We start from the raw sequence: 17,725 nt of genomic DNA, 5'->3' as shown, positions 1-17,725 counted from the left end.
AGGTGTCCGAGGGCCCCGGCTACCGAGGGCCGGGCGACTCAGCAGGTCGTCAGGTTCTCCACGGCGGCATCGAGCACGCCCGGGCCGCCGATGACGTAGAAGCTCGTGACTCCCCACGAACGCGGGTCACGCACGGCCTGCGCAGGGATGCACGACGGCAGCGACAGGTAGAGCGGCTCGAAGAAGTATCCCGCCATAGCCCCTGCTGAGAGGGCGTCCGGGAAGTTGAGGCCGGAGGTGTAGTTCACGGAGCCCGGCGTCAGCACGCCGTCGGCGTGGAGCAGGCCGAAGAGGTAGGCGTTGATCGCGTTCGCGGTGCCGAACCGGTCGTTGCCGGCGAGTCGCGTCGGGACGGTCACCCAGGGCTGAGCCAGGAGGTTGCGCTCGTAGGCCGACGAGATCGACGCCGCCCCGCCCGCGAGGAAGAGGTACTCCGCGCCGAGCCTGTCGCGCAGGAGGACCGTCGTCGCCGCGTCGGCCGTCGTCGCCCGCCCGTCGACGAGCACCACGGGCGAACCGACCGTCGCCGCGGCCGCGCTCGCCGCGAGGGCGTCGGCGTAGCCCGTGCCGCTGGCGAGGTACGCGATCCTCGAGGCGTCCATCCCGCGCGCGGCGTAGTCGAAGCCGCGCTGGACCACGACGCGCGACGTCTCATAGCGGTCCCGACCGGCGTCCCGCCGGATGTTCGGCTGGATCGCCGCGAGCTGCGCGTACGCCGCGTCGGACACCGAGGCGGTTCCGCCGACGACGACGATCCGTGCCGGGTGGAGGCGCTCGATCTCCCACAGCACGACCTCCGGGATCGCGGCGGCCGGGGTCAGGAGCAGCGGGCCGCGGTTGAACGCCGCGGCCGGCGCCGCCGACAGCGCGTCGGCGTAGCCCATCCCGCTCGCGACGTACACCACCGGCGCCGCCTGCTCGTCGGCGTCGATGCGACCGTTCAGGACACCGGACCGTCCGCCGTCGCCGAGGCCGTAGAGGTGCGAGACGGCGACGGCGGTCTCCCAGCGGTTCTGGCCGTACACGCGGTCGACGCTCTCGTCCGCCGCGACGGCGAGCGCGGCGGGCTCGGCCCCGAACGCCCGAGCGGCGAGGGCTTCGACGGCGACCGAGTCAACGGGCTCGGTGTCCTGGGGACGGAAGGCCCGGAGGTGGGCGACCCGCTCCTGGGCGGCCGCGACGAGCGCCGCGTCGGCGCCGTCCGGGGTGCTGGGAGCGGCCTGGGCGGGAGCTGCGAAGAGGGCACCCGCGGTGACCGTCGCCACCGCGCACGCGAACGCAACGACCCGGGACCGGGCCGTGCGCGAACTTCCTGTTGCCATGGGCATCTCGACTTCCTCGACGATTTGCTCGAAACGGGTGAACCCGTCGACGACGGCCCCCCGAGCGCCGTGATCGTAGCGTTCCCGAACGCGGGGAGGAAGCCGCTGTCCGACCGACACCCACGCGGGGCCGTCGACGGGCACGCCAGCCGCGAGGGCGACCTCTCGACGAGTGCCCTGCGGAGCCTGACGCCCGGCTCCCGTTAGCATCGATGTCCGTGAAGATCCTCAGCGTCGTGGGCGCGCGCCCGCAGTTCGTCAAGCTCGCCCCGATCGCCCACGCCGCGACCGCCGCCGGCGTCGAGCACGTCATCGTCCACACGGGGCAGCACTACGACCCGATGCTCTCGGACGTCTTCTTCTCGGAGCTCGGCATCCCCGACCCGGACGTCCACCTCGGTGTCGGGTCCGGGAGCCACGGCGTCCAGACCGGAGCGATCCTCGGTGCGCTCGACGCCGTCCTCGACGCTCACGCCCCAAGCTGGGTGCTCGTCTACGGAGACACCAACTCGACGCTCGCCGCGGCCTTGAGCGCCGTCAAGCTCCATCGCCCGATCGCGCACCTCGAGGCGGGACTGCGGTCCTTCAACCGTCGGATGCCCGAGGAGCACAACCGCGTGCTCACCGACCACGCCGCGGACCTGTGCCTCGCGCCGACGCAGGTGGCGATGGACCACCTCGCCGCCGAGGGGCTCGCGGCACGCTCCGTGCTCGTCGGGGACGTCATGACCGACGTCCTCCACCAGGTACGCGACGCCGTTGCCGACCGCCCGCTCCCGCTGCTCGCCGAGGCCGGCCTCGAACCCGGGGGGTACTACCTCGCGACCTTGCACCGTGCCGAGAACACCGACGACCCCGCGCGGCTCCGCGACCTCGTCGCCAGCCTCGCAGGGCTCGACCGGCCCGTCCTGCTGCTCGCCCACCCTCGTCTCGTCGCGAAGTGCGCCGAGCACGGTATCGAGCTCGAGACGGGAGCTCTCCGTCCCCGCTCGCCGCTCGCCTATCCGGACCTCGTGGCGGCGGTCTCCGCCAGCGCCGGCGTCGTCACCGACTCCGGCGGCCTGCAGAAGGAGGCCTTCCTCCTGCGCGTCCCGTGCACGACGCTGCGGACCGAGACCGAGTGGGTGGAGACCGTCGAACTCGGCTGGAACGTCCTCGCCCAGCCGGACCAGGTCCGCGACGCGGTGACCCGTCCTGCGCCAGAAGCGACCGGAGCCGCGCCGTACGGGGACGGGCGCGCGGCGGAGCGCGTCATCGACGTGCTGCTCCGTGACGCGCCGGGCGAGGTCAGCGCATGACCTGCCGGTACGCGGACTCGTAGCCCCGACGTACCGTCGCGGCCGAGAAGCGGTCACCGACCGTCGCGGCGACGTCCGCGGCGGAGAGCTCGGCGGTCCGTCCGAGGACGGCACACACCGCACGCGCGTACGCCGCCCCGGACTGCGTGCCCACCAGCTCTCCCACCGCGGGGTCCAGGTATTCGGCGTGACCACCGTTCGCGCCGGCGACGACAGGCCGGCCGTGGACGAGCGCCTCCGCGGCAGAGACGCAGAAGTTCTCGCGGAGCGTGGGCAGCAGGAAGAGGTCGGCCCGGTCGAGCTCGGCGAACACGCGGGGTGCGGGTAGGCGGCCGACCAGCCGGAGCCGGTCCGCGACGCCCCGCTCCCCAGCCCGACGCAGCACGTCCTCGCGCAGCGGCCCGTCCCCCACCCAGGTCAGCGACACGTCCGGTACGTCCGCGGCGAGGAGCGCGAGGGCGTCGACGGCCGTGAGCGGGTCCTTGCCCGGTACGAGACCGCCCACGGCCACGAGCCGGCCCGCCCGCGGCCGGGGCACCACGGCGTCGGGCGGCTCCACGACGCACGGCACGACCTCCACCGGTCCGCGCCGGAGACGCCCGACGGGCCGAGCGAGATACTCGCACACGGCCGTGACGGCGTCGGGCCGGGCGAGCGCGCGGCCGAGCAACGGCATGGCTGCCCGCCACGCCCAGGGGAGCGAGCTCGGGTTGGAGATGCCCGACCAGTGCTCCGTGTGCACCCACGGCACACCCGGGCGGCGGGCGAGGAACGGCAGGAGCGACGGAAAGGCCATCGTGTGCACGACGTCGAACCCCCGCGCGAGACGACGCGCCGCCCGGGACGCGCGGATCCAGTGATCGGGCCGCGCAGGGTCCATCGGCACCTGCCGGACGACGACGCCGCCACGCACCGAGAACGGGTCGCCGGACGCGAGGCGGGGCGCGACGAGATGGAGGACCTCGACGTCGTGCGCGGCCGCCAGCGTCAGCACATCCTTCTCGACGAACGCACCGGTCGCGGGGTCGTCCGCGCTGGGGTACCACGCCGTGACCACGAGGATCCTCATGCCGCACCCGCCCCGCGCGTCGGGCGCGAGCGACCCGCGAGCGCCGACGCGACCATGAACCGTAGCGGGGCCTCGCGGTGGAACGACCACCGCACGTCGCGCGGCACGAGCGTCCCCGGCCGGCCGAACCGTCGCCGCGCGACGGAAGCCGCGACGAGGACGTCGGCTCCGACCGTCGTGTCCAGGACCGCGTCAAGCAGCGCCCGGTCGGCACGAGAGAAGGGCGCGGCCGCCCGGGGGGCCGCACCAAGGAGCTCGACCGTGGCCTTCCGGAGCGCGGTGCGGTCGTCGGGCCCCCAGGCCGTGGCGTCGGGCCGGTTGTGGACGGCGCCGAAGACATGGATACGGACGAGCTTCCGTACGACCGCGTCGCGGACGTCCTGCGGCAGGTCTCGCAGTTCGCGGACTACGCGCGGGACGTAGGCGAGCTCGGTACCGACCGGTCTGGACTCTCTCGTGACCCTGCCCGCAGTGTCGTCCATCACCACGTACGCCGGGCCGCGGTCGAGGCTCACGGCCGCACCGGAGAACCACAGCGCGTGCACGTAGGAGATGTCCTCCCCCACCTCCACGTCCGGGGTGAAGCGCAGGGCGCCGAACCGAGCCGTCGACACCAGGCCGAGCGGCGCGCTGCGGTAGGCCAGACGATCGCGGACCCCGTCGAGGTGCGCGCGGCGCCAAGGTCGCGCGGGCGGCGTCCGCATCGGGGGGCCCGCCTCGTGGCGCACCCGTGCGACGACGACGTCGGCACGGTCCCGCCGCGCGGTCCGGAGCCACGAGTCGACCGCCCCCGGCTCGAGCACGTCGTCCGAGCCCAGGACGGACGTGAACGGTGCCGTGGCAGAGTCGAGACCGTGGTTGAACGGGCCTGCCGGCGATCGGACCCCGTCCCGGTGCTCCAGGACGCGTACCCCCTCGCCCAGGCCGTCGAGGAGCGGAGCCACCGAGTGCGCCCCGATCTCGTGGCAGACCACCGTGACGCGCACGCGCGCCCGGTTCCGTAGCGCCGAGCCCACGGCCCGTGCGACGGGGCGACGGACGTCGTGGACCGCGACGACGACGTCGACGTCGGGTCCACGTTCGGGAGCGGAGACATCAGCATGCACGGAGGGCGACGCTAGCACCGCTCTACAGCACGGACCGAACGACGGGCACGCGCCGCAGGACGAGAGTGGCGGTGTAGGAGATCACCAGCACGCACGCGACGCGGGCGACGAGTTGGACGGAGGACCCCGCGGCCGCGTCACCCCCGAGCGCCGGGATCCCCGCCACGACCGGTACCAGGAGGAGGTGTGAGCAGAAGACCCCGAGGGTGGCCGCGCCGAGCACTCGCCCGACCCGCGCGGGAGCCGGACGTGCCAGGACGCGGCCGACGCCGCCCGGTCTGACGAGCGCGCGGGCGACGAGGAGGACGAGGACCGCGTACACGTGCACGCCAAGCCCGTAGTAGGAGACGGGCGAGACGACCTGCAGCCAACCGGGCGCCGCGGGGTTGCGCCATTGCCACGTGAGCAGCGCGCCCAGCAGGACCGCGGCGGTGCCCGCAGCGACGAGCGCCACGCCCCGCAGGACCACGTCCCGCAGCGCGCTCCCCAGCAGGTAGAGGCCGAGATAGAACAGCCACCAGGTCCACGGGGTCTCGACCCACACGGGCGCGGCCTCGAGGCCGTTCCGCAGCGCGACCGTCAGGACGGGCATGCTCGCGGCGCACAGCCCCGCGAGGAGGAGTGAGCGTCGCGGGGCCGTGGCCACCCACGGCACGAGCACCGGCGTCACTACGACGAGGCCGAGCACGACCCAGAAGTAGTAGAGGTGCGGGTAGAGCCGACCTGTGACGGTCGACTCGAGGAAGTCCCGGACGCCGATCTCCTGGTCAAGGTACACCACCCGGAACGCCCAGTAGACGAGGTGCCAGACGACGAGTGCCGGCAGCAGGCGGAGCGCGCGTCGGCGCAGGAAGTCCCCCGTGCCACGAAACCGAGCCGGGTCGAGGAACAGTGCGCCGCTGATCATGACGAAGACCGGGACCACGAAGACGAAGCCGATGTCGAGCCAGATCGCGAGCCAGCCCAGTCGCGACGTCCTCGCCCAGGGCGCGAGCGCCGTGGACCCGACGACGTGGATGGTGACCACGCCGACGATCGCGAGCACGCGCAGCCAGTCCAACCACGCGAGGTCGGGGGCCGACCCGCGCGCGGGCGCGTCGACGTGCGCCGGGACCGGGACGCGCGGAGCACCCGCGACGTCGGTCGTGCCCGAGGTCACCCCGGCCTCCTGGCGACGAGCGCCTCGACCGCGTCGAGCCACGGCCGCGACCTGACCTCCGCGGAGAGCTCGCGGGCGGCGCGGTCCGAGGCGCGCCGCCACTCGTCGACCCTCTCGACGTCGAGGCCGTCCAGGATCGTGCGCAACGCCTCGGCGGTGAAGGACTCCGTCACGGTTCCGAGTGCATGGCCGCGCACGACCTCCTCCATCTCGGGAGACGGACCGATGACGACGCCGAGGCGTGCCTGGACGTAGTCGAACAGCTTGTTCGGGAGCGCGGCCGCATAGTTGGGGTTGACCGGCGGAAGGACGAAGACGCCCACGTCGTAGCGGTTGAGCGTCGCGACGAGGTCGTCGTACGCGACCGGCGGAAGCACGCGCACCCGCGCGGAGCCCGCGACGCGTTCCTCGAGCTCGCGGGTGTACACCGGGTCGTTGGGGACGAGGTAGAGGTCGAGCAGGACGTCCGACGACGAAGCCTCCACCGCGTCGATCATGAGCTCGAGCGAGCGGTTCCGCTGCGCGACCCCGCTGTGGACGAGACGGACCGGTCGTGCCGTTGGGTGCGGCGCGAGGTCCGCGTAGGGCGTGGCGTTCACGACGACGTTGACCGGGGCGCCCAGGTCACGTGCGTAGCGTCGTGCGAGTGTCGGCGCGACGGTCGTGAACGAGTCGGCGCCGCGCACCCGTGTCCGCACGAGCCAACGGAGATAGGGGGCCACGAACCAGCGCCAGCGCCGGAGCTCGCTGTTCTGGCCCGGCGCGTACTCGTGCAGGTCCGCGTGCACGCCACCACGGGGGCAGAGCTCCACCGCGAGCGGAACCGCCTCGACGTCGTTGGCGAGGACCACGTCGAACGCGCCGACCGGGAGATGCTCCCGCGCCCAGGACACGGCCGAGTTCCTGCGGTACACCGCCGCGTAGCGGCGCAACAGCAGCAGCCGACGGTCCTTGACCCACGCCATGCGGTCCGCGGGCACCTCGACGTGCGCCGTGACTCCCTCGGGTGCCGGGCCGTGACCGCAGGTCGTGACGTCGTAGTCCTGGGCGAGCAGGCGTACCTGCTTGAGGACACGGGCGTCGGACGCGATGTTCGAGAAGGACAGGACGAGGACCGACGGGCGTTCGCTCATCGGGTACCGACCCTGGCGAGCCCCGCGATGACCTCGTCCCAGACGGCGACCTGAGCATCCGACGCCAGGTCGTGCGCCGACGCGTCCGAGGCGGCCTTGAGCGCCGCGACACGCGCAGGGGTCAGGGCGTCGAGGACCCGCGCCAGCGCGTCCGCGGAGAAGTCCTCCGTCACGAGGCCGATCCCTCGTTCCCGCACCACCGCCGCCATCTCGGGTGACGGACCGACGATCAGCGCGACCCGGGCCTGCACGTAGTCGAAGACCTTGTTGGGCAGCGCCCACTCGTTGTTGAAGTTCACCGGCGGGAGGACGTGCACGCCGACGTCGTACCGGTTGAGCGTCGCCAGGAGCTCGTCGTAGGGCACGGCATCGTGGACTGTGATCTCCCGGCTGCTGTGCGCCGCGCGCTCGCGCAGCTCGGTCAGGTAGCCAGGGTCGTTCGGCGTGAGGAAGAGGTCGAGCGACACCGGGGCGGTAGACGCGTCGACGGCCTCGAGGAGGAGCATCAGGTTGCGCTTGCGCAGGCTGGCTCCGCTGTGGACGAGCCGCACCGGTTCGACGACCGGCCCGGGCGACAGCGCGGCGTACGGCGCGGCGTTCGTCACGACACGGCACTCGACGCCCAGCTCGTCGCGGTAGGCCTCCGCGAGCCCGTCGCCGACGGTCGTCGCCGCGCCGGCGCGCGCCGCATAGTGACGAGCCAGCCAGCGGTAGTAGGGAGCGATCCGGCGGACCCAGGCCGGGTTGTCCTCGTGCAGGCGCGGCGAGTACTCGTGGAGGTCGGCGAGCACGTGCGCCGGCTCGGCGACATCGAAGGCGACCGGAACCGTCTCGAGGTCGTTGGCGATGGCCACGTCGAAGCGACGACCCGCCAAGACGCGGCGGGCCGCCCGCACCGCGGGGACGGCACGGTGCACGAGCGGGTAGACCCGGGTCGTCACCAACCGTCCGTCGAGCTCGTGACGTGCGTCGTCGGGGATCGCCAGGTGCTCGACGCCCTCCAGGGGTGTCGGCCCGTAGCCGCACGTGGTGACGTCGTACGAGGCGGCGAAGTGCCGGATCTGCTTGAGCACCCGCGCGTCTCCCGCCAGCGGGGAGAACGACACGATCAGCATCGTCCGCCTGCTGCTCTCGGCCATGGGTCCGCTCCAGGGGTCTCGAAGGTGGGTCAGTGGGTAAGGAGCTCGTAGCGTGCCCGCAGCTCGGCGGCGCTCTGCCGTGAGTCGCGCTCCTCGACGACGAAGCGACGCGCCCGGGCTCCCATCGCCGCCCGCTCGCGCTGGTCCAGCGCGAGCAGCTCCCGGAGGGCGTCCGCCAGCGCGCGCGTGTCCCGCTCGGGGACGACAATCCCGGTCTCGCCGTCGACGAGCATCTCCGGTGCCCCTCCGGAGTCGTACACGACCGCGGGGACGCCACACGCCTGGGCCTCCGCGGTGACGAGACCTGCCGCTTCCCGCCAGTCGCCGTCGCTCTGGGTCGGCATGACGAACACCGCCGCGGAACGCATCGCCTGCCGCACGCGCTCACGGTCGACGAGACCCTCGGGGCGGATGTGCGGATGCTCCTGCGCGGCGCTCGCGACCACGCCTGCCAGGCTCCCATGACCCACGACGCGCAGGACGTGCGGGACGTCCGCGGAGAGCATGACCGAGGCCCGGATCGCGTCGCGGATGCCCTTGCGCTCCTCGAGCCCGCCGACGAACAGGATCTCGGGGAGCTCAGTCTCCTGCGGCGTCCCGGGCGTGAAGAAGTCCGTGTCGACGCCCTGGTACTGCACCTCTACCGAGCGCGCCGGGTAGCCGCGCCGTACGGCCTCCCCGGCGAGCCACTGGCTCACGGTGAGGAGCGACGTCGCGCGGCTGGCGCAGCGTCGGAGGTTGACCGCCGTGAGGAACGACCAGACGTCTCTCACCGGGGCGGAACGGAGGAACACGTCGTAGCCGTGCAGGGTCACCAGGAACGGGACACCGAGGTCGGCCGCCGCGCCCGCGCCCGCCAGGCTCCACGTCGCGAAGTGCTGGTGCACCAGGTCAGGTCGGAACCGACGCACCTGCGCGCGGAGCCGTGGGACGGCGGACTGATAACTGAGGACGGTCCGCCAGCCCCCCGCCCCGGACGGCACGACCCCTGTGACGAGGTCACGGAGCCGCGGGTCCGTGACGCTCGCAGCGATCGCGAAGACCCTCCCGTCCACGTCCGGCATGTGCCTGAGGTGCTCCGCCACGAAGTAGGTCGGAGGGATCGAGACGGGGCCCGTCGTCACCGCCACACGCAGCGCGCCCCGGTCGGGGCCGCTCATCGCCAGAACCTGTCTGCGACGAAGTAGCGGAGCGTGCCCTCGCGGTCGAGGGCGTGGAGCGGGTTCGGCGGGAGTAGCCGTCCGGTCCGCGACGTCTGCGCGCGGCGCGCGACGGCCGTGACGATGCGGCCCGCGTCACTCCGCGGATCGAGGCAAGCGTCGAGCAGCACCCGGTCGGCAACCGAGAACGGCCGCAGGACGCCGCGCTCTACCTGCACCAGTCCCCGGGCCACCTCGTGCAGGTACGCCGTCTCCGCCGCGGACCACGAGTCGGCCGGCCCCCGAGCGACGACCGCCCCGAGCACGTGGATGCGCAGCACCTTGATCGCGACCGAGCGGCGGTACGCCCGAGGCATCCGCGCGAACCACGTCTGCGCGAGGAGCGACTCGTACGGTGCCAGCGTGACCGTGAGCGGGCGCGGCGTCGTGGTCACGCGTGTGACGGCGTCCTCGCCGATGACGTACGCCGGGTCCTGACGGCCGAGCTCGACGCGGTCCGCGAGGGCCCACAGCCGCAGACCGAGTGCAAGGTCCCCGCCGACCTTCACACCGCTATCTAGACGGAGCGCGTGCCGGTCGAGCGTGGCGCGACGCAGCAGTCCGAGCGGGGCCGTCCGGTACGCGAGCCGATCCTTGACCGGGTCCAGACGACTGCTGCGGAACGGACGGGCGCGGGGGGTGTTGATGCCGGACCCGCTCTGCGCGCGCAGCCGCGCCATCACTACGTCCGCGCCGGTCGCTTCGGCCCGGTCGGTCCACGCGCGAAGCGCACCGGGCTCGAAGAAGTCGTCCGATCCGATGATCGAGACGAACGGCGCCGTGGCGGCGTCGAACCCCGCGTTGAAGGGGCCGGACGGGCTGCCGAGGCCGTCGTGCACCTCCAGCAGGCGTACCGATGGGCCCAGCCGAGGGTCAAGGACGCTCGCAACCCGTGCCGCACCGAGCTCGTGGCACGCGACCGTCACCCGGACGGAGCCCGTCGGGCTTCCTGCCGTCGGCCCGACCGCCGACGCCACAGCCCTGCCGACGGGCCGGGTCAGGTCGTGTACCGCGACGACGACGTCGACCCGCGGCGAACGTGCCGCCGAGGCGTCGAACGCGCCCACGGGAATGATCTCGGACGTCATGCGTCCCCCTCGATGAAGGCGCTGAGCACCTCGGCGCTCCGCGTCCCGTCGTGCACGGTGGCGACGAATGACCGCCCCCTGAGGGCCACGTCACGTGCGGCCTCGCGGTCCTCGAGGATCTCGGACAGCACGCGCACCACGTCCGGGCCGGTGCTCTGCACGACGGGCAGGTCGAGGCCCGAGGCACGTCGCACCTCGGCGCGCACGTCCGTGGAGACGTACGAGACCACCAAGCGCCCGGACGCCATCGCTTCGCACGCCGCGACGCCGTAGTTCCCCACCCTGAACTGGTCCAGCACAACGTCCGCGTCGCCGTAGAACGCCGGCATGTCGCGCCAGGACAGGCCCTCGGCCCGTCGATACTCGATCAGACCCCGGCGGTCCAGCTCCACGAGGCCCGGCTCGACGAGGTCGGTCCCCTTGACCGCGGACCTGCTCGGCGCGTGCACCACCACCGGGACCCGCCGCGTGAGGACGTCCTCGCGCGCGGTGTCCGACCAACGTGCGGGGTCCACGACGACGGGAACCCACCGGGCGGACGGGACGTCGGTCAGCAGATCAGGGGTGGTCACGAACGTCAGGACGCCCGCGGTCCCGAGCTCGTCCGCGAGCGCGCGGTTCCGTCGCGCCTGCTCCTCGTACCGCTCCGCACCGAGAAACGGCGGTTGCGCGAAGTGCGACCACGGTTCCCGCTCCAGGTGGGCGCTCGGGAGGCGGACGTCCGAGCCGTGGAAGAGCAGGGCGACACGCACGCCGTGGTCCAGGAGGTCGCGCACCTCGCTCTCGACCGCTCCCGGGACCGCAGGCGAGTACAGGGTCTGGCCCGACTCGACGATCACATGGGTGAACTGCGAGACGTACTCCCGCTGCCTACGCTGCCAGCCGCGCGAAGCCAGGTAGACCGACTTCCCGACCACCATGTCCGCCGGGAACAGGAGCGTCCCGGGACCGGGCGACGCCTTCATCGAGACGGCGCCCACGCCCCCGTGCCGCTCGACGGCCCGGGCGTACGCGTCTCCCTGCCCCGCGTAGTTCGTCGGCGCGACGTACAGCCGACGCCCCGACGAGGGCAGGGGTGGCGGCGCGACCTCATCCGCGGCGGAGAACCCGAACACCGCACGGTCGTAGGCGTCCCGGAGAGGATCGGGGAACTGGTGGACCGCCCTGTCCACGACCGCACCGAGCCCGGGGGGCAGCCTCCGCCGGTGCTTCGTCCAGGCGGCGACCGCCCGGTGCACGAGGGACCGCCGCTCCGTGCCGGGCAGGAGCACCCGCCGGTAGACCTCGACGAGGTTCTGCACCTCCGACTGCCACGTGAGGGAGCGCGCCGCCGCCCGCGCCGCCGTGCGGTAGGCGTCCCCGTCCTCGAGCGTGTCGAGAATCCGGCGCGCCGCAGCCGACGGGTCGGAGAAGTCGACGACCACGCCCGCACCTGCGTCGGTGACGACCTGACCGATGTCGGGAAGGTCGGACGCGACGATGGGCAGCCCGGCATGGAGCGACTCGAAGAGCTTGTTCGGCAGCGAGAAGCGCAGGCTCAGGGTCAGGGGCTCGATCGAAACGACGGAGACGTCCGCGTCCGCCGCCGCCTGCGCCACCTGCTCCGGAGGGACCGCACCGACGGCATGGACCCTCAGGCCGACGCCGAGGCTCTCGGCGCGCCGGTCGAGCTTCTCCACGAAGGTCGACGACGCGGGGCCGAGCAGCACGAGGTGGACGTCGGCGGGCAGGCGCGACAGGACGGACAGGAGTTGCTCGAGCCCGCGCCCGATCGTCACGGCACCGATGTGGACGACGACGCGATCCTGCGGCGACAGACCTGCGAGCCGTCGCAGCGAGCCCTGGGACGGGTCGGGCTCGCCCGAGCGCACGGGGACGTTCCGCACGAGGGTCGGCAGCTCGCGAAGCCGTAGCACGTCCTTCAGCCGGTGCGCGATGCTCGGGGAGACGGTCACGACGGCGGCCGCTCGGGGCGCCAGCCGTCTCTCGACGAACGCCTCCCACCGACGTGCCACCGGGCGGTGACCCGCCTTGATCCGGTGGGTCCAGAGCTCGTGCGAGTCGTAGACGAACGGGACCCCGAGCCTCCGCGCGGCCGCCCACGCGGGGACGAGCGTGTTCGCGTCGTTCGCATGGATGGCATCCGGTCGCCACGACACCAGGGCGCGGTAGGAGCGGGCGTGGTACGACGCCAGCCGCAGCGTGTGGTGCATGCGCATCCAGAGGTCGACGACCGTGCCCTTCGCGCCGCGGAGCTCGACCGGTGCCGGCGTGGCGTTCGTCGTGCCCGGGCCGTCGCTCCGCGGCGCGCCGACCGGCGGCGTGGCATCTCCACGCCCGCGTCGCAGGAGGGAGACCTGTCGACGCGCCCAGGCACCGGCCCGGGCCGGTGCGTGGTCGAGCTCGAGGACAGGAACCCTGAGTATCTCGACGTCGCGACCTCGCGCTACGAGGCCGGGTGCAGCCTGGAGGTGCGCCGAGAACGCGACCAGACGGACGACCGCTCCGGACGCCGCGAGCGCATCGGCCGTCTTGAGCACGCGGGCGTCGGTCGACGCGTCGTTGAAGACGAGCAGCGCGATCCGCGGCCTGCGCCCGCCGCGCGCGCCAGGGAGCGAGGAGGATCCCGCCACGGTCACCGCGCCGTCTCGGGGCCGCTGCCCGCCAACCCAGCGAGCACCGCCTGCTTGGCGAACTCCGGGACCGAGGCGACGAGCTCGTCGAAGGTCCCCCGGGCCGTGATCGTTCCGTCCTCCATGAAGCACACCATGTCCGCGTTGCGGATCGTCGACAGCCGGTGCGCGACGGCGATGACCGTGACCTCGCCGTGGAGCTCGTTGATCGCCGCCGTGACCTCGGACTCGGTCTGCGAGTCGAGGGCGCTCGTCGCCTCGTCGAGCACGAGCACCAGCGGCTGCGCGTACAGGGCCCGCGCGATGCCGACCCGCTGCCGCTGTCCGCCCGACAGCGCGACGCCGCGGTCTCCGATCCTCGCGTCGATCCCCCCGGGGCGGGCGTCGACGACGTCGAGCAACCGTGCTTCTCGAAGCGCCGACCGCACCTGCTCGACGTCGTAGTCCTCCTCCCACGTAAGAGCGACGTTCTGCGCGACGCTCGCGTCGAAGAGCGCGACGTCCTGCGGGACGTACCCGACACGCGAGCGCCAGTCCGCGAGAATCTCGTGGAGCGGGACGCCGTCCAGCTCGACCGAGCCTTCGGACGGTTCGAGGAGGCCGAGGAGAAGATCGACGAGCGTCGACTTGCCCGCGCCGGAGGATCCGACCAGCGCGACCGACGTCCCGAGGGGGATCGTGAGATCGACGCCGCGCAGAGCGGGCGTCTCGACACCCGGGTAGGTGAACGAGACCCCGTTGAGCACGAGCGTCGTGGGGTCGCCGTGGATGGGCTCGTGCCCGACCCGCTCCGCCCTCTCGATGTAGCCGCGGGACGCCTGGATGTCCAGGATGACCGCGCGGACGTGAGGGATCGTGGACGCGGTCTGGGTCATCACGGCCTGGAACCCGGTGAGTGCGGGCACCATCCGGAAGCCGGCGACGCCGAAGAAGGCCACCGCGCTGATGGCGGCCGCCTGCCCGTCGAGCGCGAAGGTCACGCCGCCGACGAGGACGAACCCGCCCACGAGCGCCGTCTCCAGGACGTACTTGGGCACGCTCGAGAGGAACGAGATGTTCGATCGCGCCCGGGTGGAGTGGCGGCGGTTCTCGTGCACCACCCGGGCCACCGCAGGGGCCTGGCCACGCAGCGTGACCTCCTTGAGCGCTCCGACCATCTCGGTCATCAGCCGGCCGACCTTGATCGAGTAGTCGCGGTTCACCCGACCGGCCACCAACGCGCGGCGAGAGACGGCGAGGTAGAGGAAGAGCGCGATGATCCCGAGATAGGCAATGGTGATCGCCGCCGTCACGGGCTGCGCGATCACCAGCACCGTCAGCACCGCCAGGAACGTCGTCGCGAGGGCCGGGAGCGACGCGACGGGGAGGAGGAAGCCGGACGTCGTGTTGCCGATCCCGACGTCCGCGAGCCGCACGAGCTCCGCGGTGTTGCGCTTGAGCCGCTCAGTCCACGGGGCGCGGATGTAGGCGTCGAAGAGCTTGTCGCCGATCTCGAGCTCGTACGCGGCGAACCGTCGCGTCGCGACCCACTGGAGGACGACGCTGAACAGCCCCTTGAGGACGATGAGTCCGGAGACCGCACCCAGGATCCAGAGGATCCCTCCGGCGGGCAGCTGCCCCAGAACGGGCAGGGACACACCTTCGCCCGCCACCATCGAGGTGAGGGTGAGAGCGAGGAGCGCCAGCGCCGCCACGTCGAGGAGCGCCAGCGAGCTCAGCGCGACGGAGTACCCGACCAGGAAGCGGCGAGCGCGCCTCGGGAGGAGCGGGAGGAGGTCCCGCAGGGTTCCCCAGACTTGTCTCACGCGTCGTGCTCCTCGGTCAAACCAGGCGATGGTCGGACGCCGCCCAGTGTCGGCGCCGTTAGTCTATGGTCCGGGACGCGCGACGCCGCCACGGCGATCCGCGCCACCTCGGCCGCCGACGCCGCGATCGACGCGTGCGTCCGCGCCCAGCCGGCGCTGCGCGTCCTCGGGCCGTCGTCCGCGGGGGCCTCGAGCAAGTCTGACATCGCCTCAGCGACGGCGTCGACGTCGTGCGCGACAGCGCGGCCGAGGCCGTTCTCCTCGATCACCCCCCGCGCGGGGCCGGGGCCGGCGTACAGGACGGGTGTCCCCGAGGCCGCGCCGGCGAGCACCTTCGTCGGGAACGCGAAGTCGTAGCCCTGGCCGGGCCGCAGGCTCACGAGGGCGACGGCCGCGCCGCGCAGCCATGCCGCGGCCTCTGCCTGCGGGACCGGGCGTAGCATCCGGACGCACGCGCCGCCGTCGGGCAGCGCGCGCGCCACCGCCTCGAGGTCCGCCCACGCGCTGCCCTGCCCGAGGACGACGAGCGTGGCGCCGGGCACCGCCTCGGCGACCGTGGCCATGGCCCGCACGAACACGTCCGCTCCCTGCCACTCCGACGTCGTTCCCGCGTAGATCGCGTAGGGACCGGCGGGAGCACCGTCCGGGACGGGTCCGTCCGGCCGGAAGACGTCCGTGTCGATGCCGTTGCGCACGACGACGGTCTCGCGGGCGCCCAGCGCCCGGGTGCGCTCGGCGACCTCCTCGGTCACCGCGACGACGCGTCGCGCACCGCGCAGCACCCAGCCCTCGACGCGTCGCACGGCGGCGACGACCGGCGCTGGCGCACCGGTCGAGTTCGCCGCGTCGGACCACACGTCCGCCGCGTAGTACACGTACGGGACCCTCCGCACCACGCACGCGAGGCGTGCGACGAACCCGGTCGTCGGCGGTGGCTCCACCACGACCACGTCCGGGCGGGTCGAGAACAGCAGGCGCAGGAGGAGGGGGACGTCGAAGCTCAGGTACTGCAGATAGCCGCGGACATAGCCGGTGCGGTCGCGTAGCACAGGCCATCGCCGGATGCGCACGCCAGGGTCCGGGTCCTCGGGGGCGGGTGCCTGAGGTGCCGTCGTCGTCAGGACGGTGACGGCCGCGCCGCTCTCGACGAGCGCCCGCGCCAGCGCGCGGAGACGGAACGAGGCCGCCGCCGGCTCGGGTGAGTAGATGCGCGTCGCGAGGACGACCCGTGGCCTGCGGGAAGTCATGTCAGCCCTCGTCGAACGGTGCGAGCGTCGGGGTGTCGGGGCTCTCCTGGATGTCGAGCTGCAACGACGACACGAGCATCTGGACGCCGAGCACGAACGGGGTGACCGCGAGGAGGACCGTCCCGGCCGTGGCCGGCGGCGAGTCCCAGGTCGCGGCGATGATCCAGACCCCGGCGACGACGCCGAAGAGCGTGAGGAGGAGGCCCGAGAACAGCAGCAGCGCGACGGCGGAGAACGACCAGAGGACGTACCGGTACCAGATCCGGTACCAGTACCCGCGGAAGAGCAGGCTGAGCAGCTCGGGGACGACCTTGCCCAGACGGATGCTCGACACCTCGGCGCCGTACACGGCGGGGATCGGGACGTCGACCGCCGCGGTGCCGGCCACGTTCAGGTGGATGAGCAGGTCGTTCTCGAAGCTGTAGCGCTCCGCGACGCGGTCGAGCGCGAGCTTCTCCAGCACGGACGTCCGGATGGCCGTGTACCCGTTCTGCGGGTCGAAGAGGTGCCAGTACCCCGACGCGAACTTCGTGAGGAACGAGAGCACGATGTTCCCGAACACGCGATATCGGGGCATGCCCGTGTACGAGTCCGGGCGGAAGAACCGGTTCGCCTTCGCGAAGCCGTAGCCGCCGGACGTCACCGGGTCCAAGAGGTCGGGAAGGTAGTCCGGGTCCATCTGGGCGTCGCCGGCCATGACGACGTTGACGTCCGAGCCCAGCCCCATCGCGGTGCGGTGCCCGGTGATGATCGCCCCGCCGACGCCCTTGTTCACCTCGTGGCGCACGAGCGTCACGCGCGGGTCGTCCAGCGCCTTGACGACGTCGGAGGTCCCGTCGGGGCTGCAGTCGTCCACGATGACGATGTCGTCGACGAAGTCCGGCATCGTGGTGACGACCGTCGCGATCATGGCCTCCTCACGGTAGGCCGGCACGACGGCGGCGATCCGCGCACCCTTGTACATCCTCAGCTCTCCTTGCGGTCGTGCTCGACGGGCACCTGAGGCCCGGCTCGGTCGTCGCCGGGTGCGGCGGGTGCCGCGCGCCCGCCGAAGACCCAGTAGCGGTAGGCGAAGTAGTTCCAGACGGTCTGTGCGACGGTGACCGCGACCTTGCCGACGGCATAGCCCCAACCGAGGTGCTCGAAGAGACCGACCACCGCGATGTTCGCGAGCGAGTTCACCGCCAGGAGGACGCCGTACCGCCACAACGCGGGCCCCGTCGGCATGGCACCGCCGAAGGCATAGCGCCGCTGGAGCGTGAAGTTGAACGCGAAGCTGCCCCAGAACCCGACCGCCGTCGCGAGCCACAGCGGCGCACCGAGCACCCGGTAGCTCAGGGCGAGCAGCCCGAGGTCGAGGAGGAAGGCGAAGCCGCCCACCAGCAGGTAGCGGAACGCCGAGTGCCCGAGCACTGTCCGCACGACGCCGGCCAGGTCTTCCCCCTCGTCTCGGGTCGGGCACGGCGCCCGACGACGCACCAGGGTACCTGCCCGCCGGGCGCCCTCCCGTCACCCGACCTACCGTGG

14 protein-coding genes are annotated in these 17,725 nt (G+C 72.7%); 1 reads left to right on the top strand and 13 read right to left on the bottom strand.

The genetic code is table 11. From position 1 onward, the window contains the following. Positions 1-38: 38 nt before the first annotated feature. Positions 39-1,265 carry a cell wall-binding repeat-containing protein gene (locus ABRQ22_RS04180; protein WP_353708689.1) on the bottom strand — a complete coding sequence of 409 codons (1,227 nt, stop codon included), beginning with the start codon at positions 1,263-1,265 and terminating at the stop codon, positions 39-41. 275 nt (positions 1,266-1,540) lie between these two features. Between ABRQ22_RS04180 and wecB the strand changes: the two genes are divergently transcribed. Further along, positions 1,541-2,620 (top strand): UDP-N-acetylglucosamine 2-epimerase (non-hydrolyzing), encoded by a 1,080-nt coding sequence (gene wecB / locus ABRQ22_RS04175; RefSeq protein ID WP_353708688.1) that lies wholly within the window; start codon positions 1,541-1,543, stop codon positions 2,618-2,620. Here the strand turns inward: wecB and ABRQ22_RS04170 are convergent. Genes ABRQ22_RS04170 through ABRQ22_RS04115 form a run of 12 tightly spaced genes read right to left on the bottom strand, consistent with a single transcriptional unit; the run spans position 2,610 to position 17,620 of the window. After that, on the bottom strand, positions 2,610-3,689 hold the full coding sequence (locus ABRQ22_RS04170; RefSeq protein ID WP_353708687.1) for a glycosyltransferase: 1,080 nt from the start codon (positions 3,687-3,689) through the stop codon (positions 2,610-2,612). The genes wecB and ABRQ22_RS04170 overlap by 11 nt on opposite strands. Then, positions 3,686-4,795: a glycosyltransferase gene (locus ABRQ22_RS04165; RefSeq protein WP_353708686.1), complete on the bottom strand. Its 1,110-nt coding sequence runs from the start codon at positions 4,793-4,795 to the stop codon at positions 3,686-3,688. The genes ABRQ22_RS04170 and ABRQ22_RS04165 overlap by 4 nt, the downstream gene beginning before the upstream one ends. Before the next feature lie 22 nt (positions 4,796-4,817). Further along, complete coding sequence (locus ABRQ22_RS04160) at positions 4,818-5,954, bottom strand: acyltransferase family protein (RefSeq protein WP_353708685.1); 1,137 nt, start codon at positions 5,952-5,954, stop codon at positions 4,818-4,820. After that, on the bottom strand, positions 5,951-7,087 hold the full coding sequence (locus tag ABRQ22_RS04155; protein WP_353708684.1) for a glycosyltransferase family 1 protein: 1,137 nt from the start codon (positions 7,085-7,087) through the stop codon (positions 5,951-5,953). The genes ABRQ22_RS04160 and ABRQ22_RS04155 overlap by 4 nt, the downstream gene beginning before the upstream one ends. After that, on the bottom strand, positions 7,084-8,226 hold the full coding sequence (locus tag ABRQ22_RS04150) for a glycosyltransferase family 1 protein (RefSeq protein ID WP_353708683.1): 1,143 nt from the start codon (positions 8,224-8,226) through the stop codon (positions 7,084-7,086). Before ABRQ22_RS04150 ends, ABRQ22_RS04155 begins: the two co-directional genes overlap by 4 nt. Positions 8,227-8,255: 29 nt before the next feature. Continuing rightward, positions 8,256-9,386: a glycosyltransferase gene (locus ABRQ22_RS04145; RefSeq protein WP_353708682.1), complete on the bottom strand. Its 1,131-nt coding sequence runs from the start codon at positions 9,384-9,386 to the stop codon at positions 8,256-8,258. Further along, on the bottom strand, positions 9,383-10,513 hold the full coding sequence (locus tag ABRQ22_RS04140; protein ID WP_353708681.1) for a glycosyltransferase: 1,131 nt from the start codon (positions 10,511-10,513) through the stop codon (positions 9,383-9,385). The genes ABRQ22_RS04145 and ABRQ22_RS04140 overlap by 4 nt, the downstream gene beginning before the upstream one ends. Continuing rightward, positions 10,510-13,146, bottom strand: a complete 2,637-nt coding sequence (locus tag ABRQ22_RS04135; RefSeq protein WP_353708680.1) for a glycosyltransferase — start codon at positions 13,144-13,146, stop codon at positions 10,510-10,512. The genes ABRQ22_RS04140 and ABRQ22_RS04135 overlap by 4 nt, the downstream gene beginning before the upstream one ends. 2 nt (positions 13,147-13,148) lie before the next feature. Further along, complete coding sequence (locus ABRQ22_RS04130; protein ID WP_353708679.1) at positions 13,149-14,951, bottom strand: ABC transporter ATP-binding protein/permease; 1,803 nt, start codon at positions 14,949-14,951, stop codon at positions 13,149-13,151. After that, positions 14,948-16,198, bottom strand: coding sequence for a glycosyltransferase family 4 protein (locus tag ABRQ22_RS04125; protein WP_353708678.1), 1,251 nt, complete (start codon positions 16,196-16,198; stop codon positions 14,948-14,950). Before ABRQ22_RS04125 ends, ABRQ22_RS04130 begins: the two co-directional genes overlap by 4 nt. A gap of 1 nt (position 16,199) precedes the next feature. Beyond that, positions 16,200-17,162 (bottom strand): glycosyltransferase family 2 protein, encoded by a 963-nt coding sequence (locus tag ABRQ22_RS04120; protein ID WP_253053147.1) that lies wholly within the window; start codon positions 17,160-17,162, stop codon positions 16,200-16,202. 2 nt (positions 17,163-17,164) lie between these two features. Then, complete coding sequence (locus tag ABRQ22_RS04115; RefSeq protein ID WP_253053145.1) at positions 17,165-17,620, bottom strand: GtrA family protein; 456 nt, start codon at positions 17,618-17,620, stop codon at positions 17,165-17,167. Positions 17,621-17,725: the final 105 nt, after the last annotated feature.

This window comes from Cellulosimicrobium sp. ES-005, from assembly GCF_040448685.1.
GTDB classification, from domain to species: Bacteria; Actinomycetota; Actinomycetes; order Actinomycetales; family Cellulomonadaceae; genus Cellulosimicrobium; species Cellulosimicrobium cellulans_G.
The sequence above is the reverse complement of the archived record's forward strand: the minus strand, read 5'-3'. Positions and strand labels throughout refer to the sequence as shown.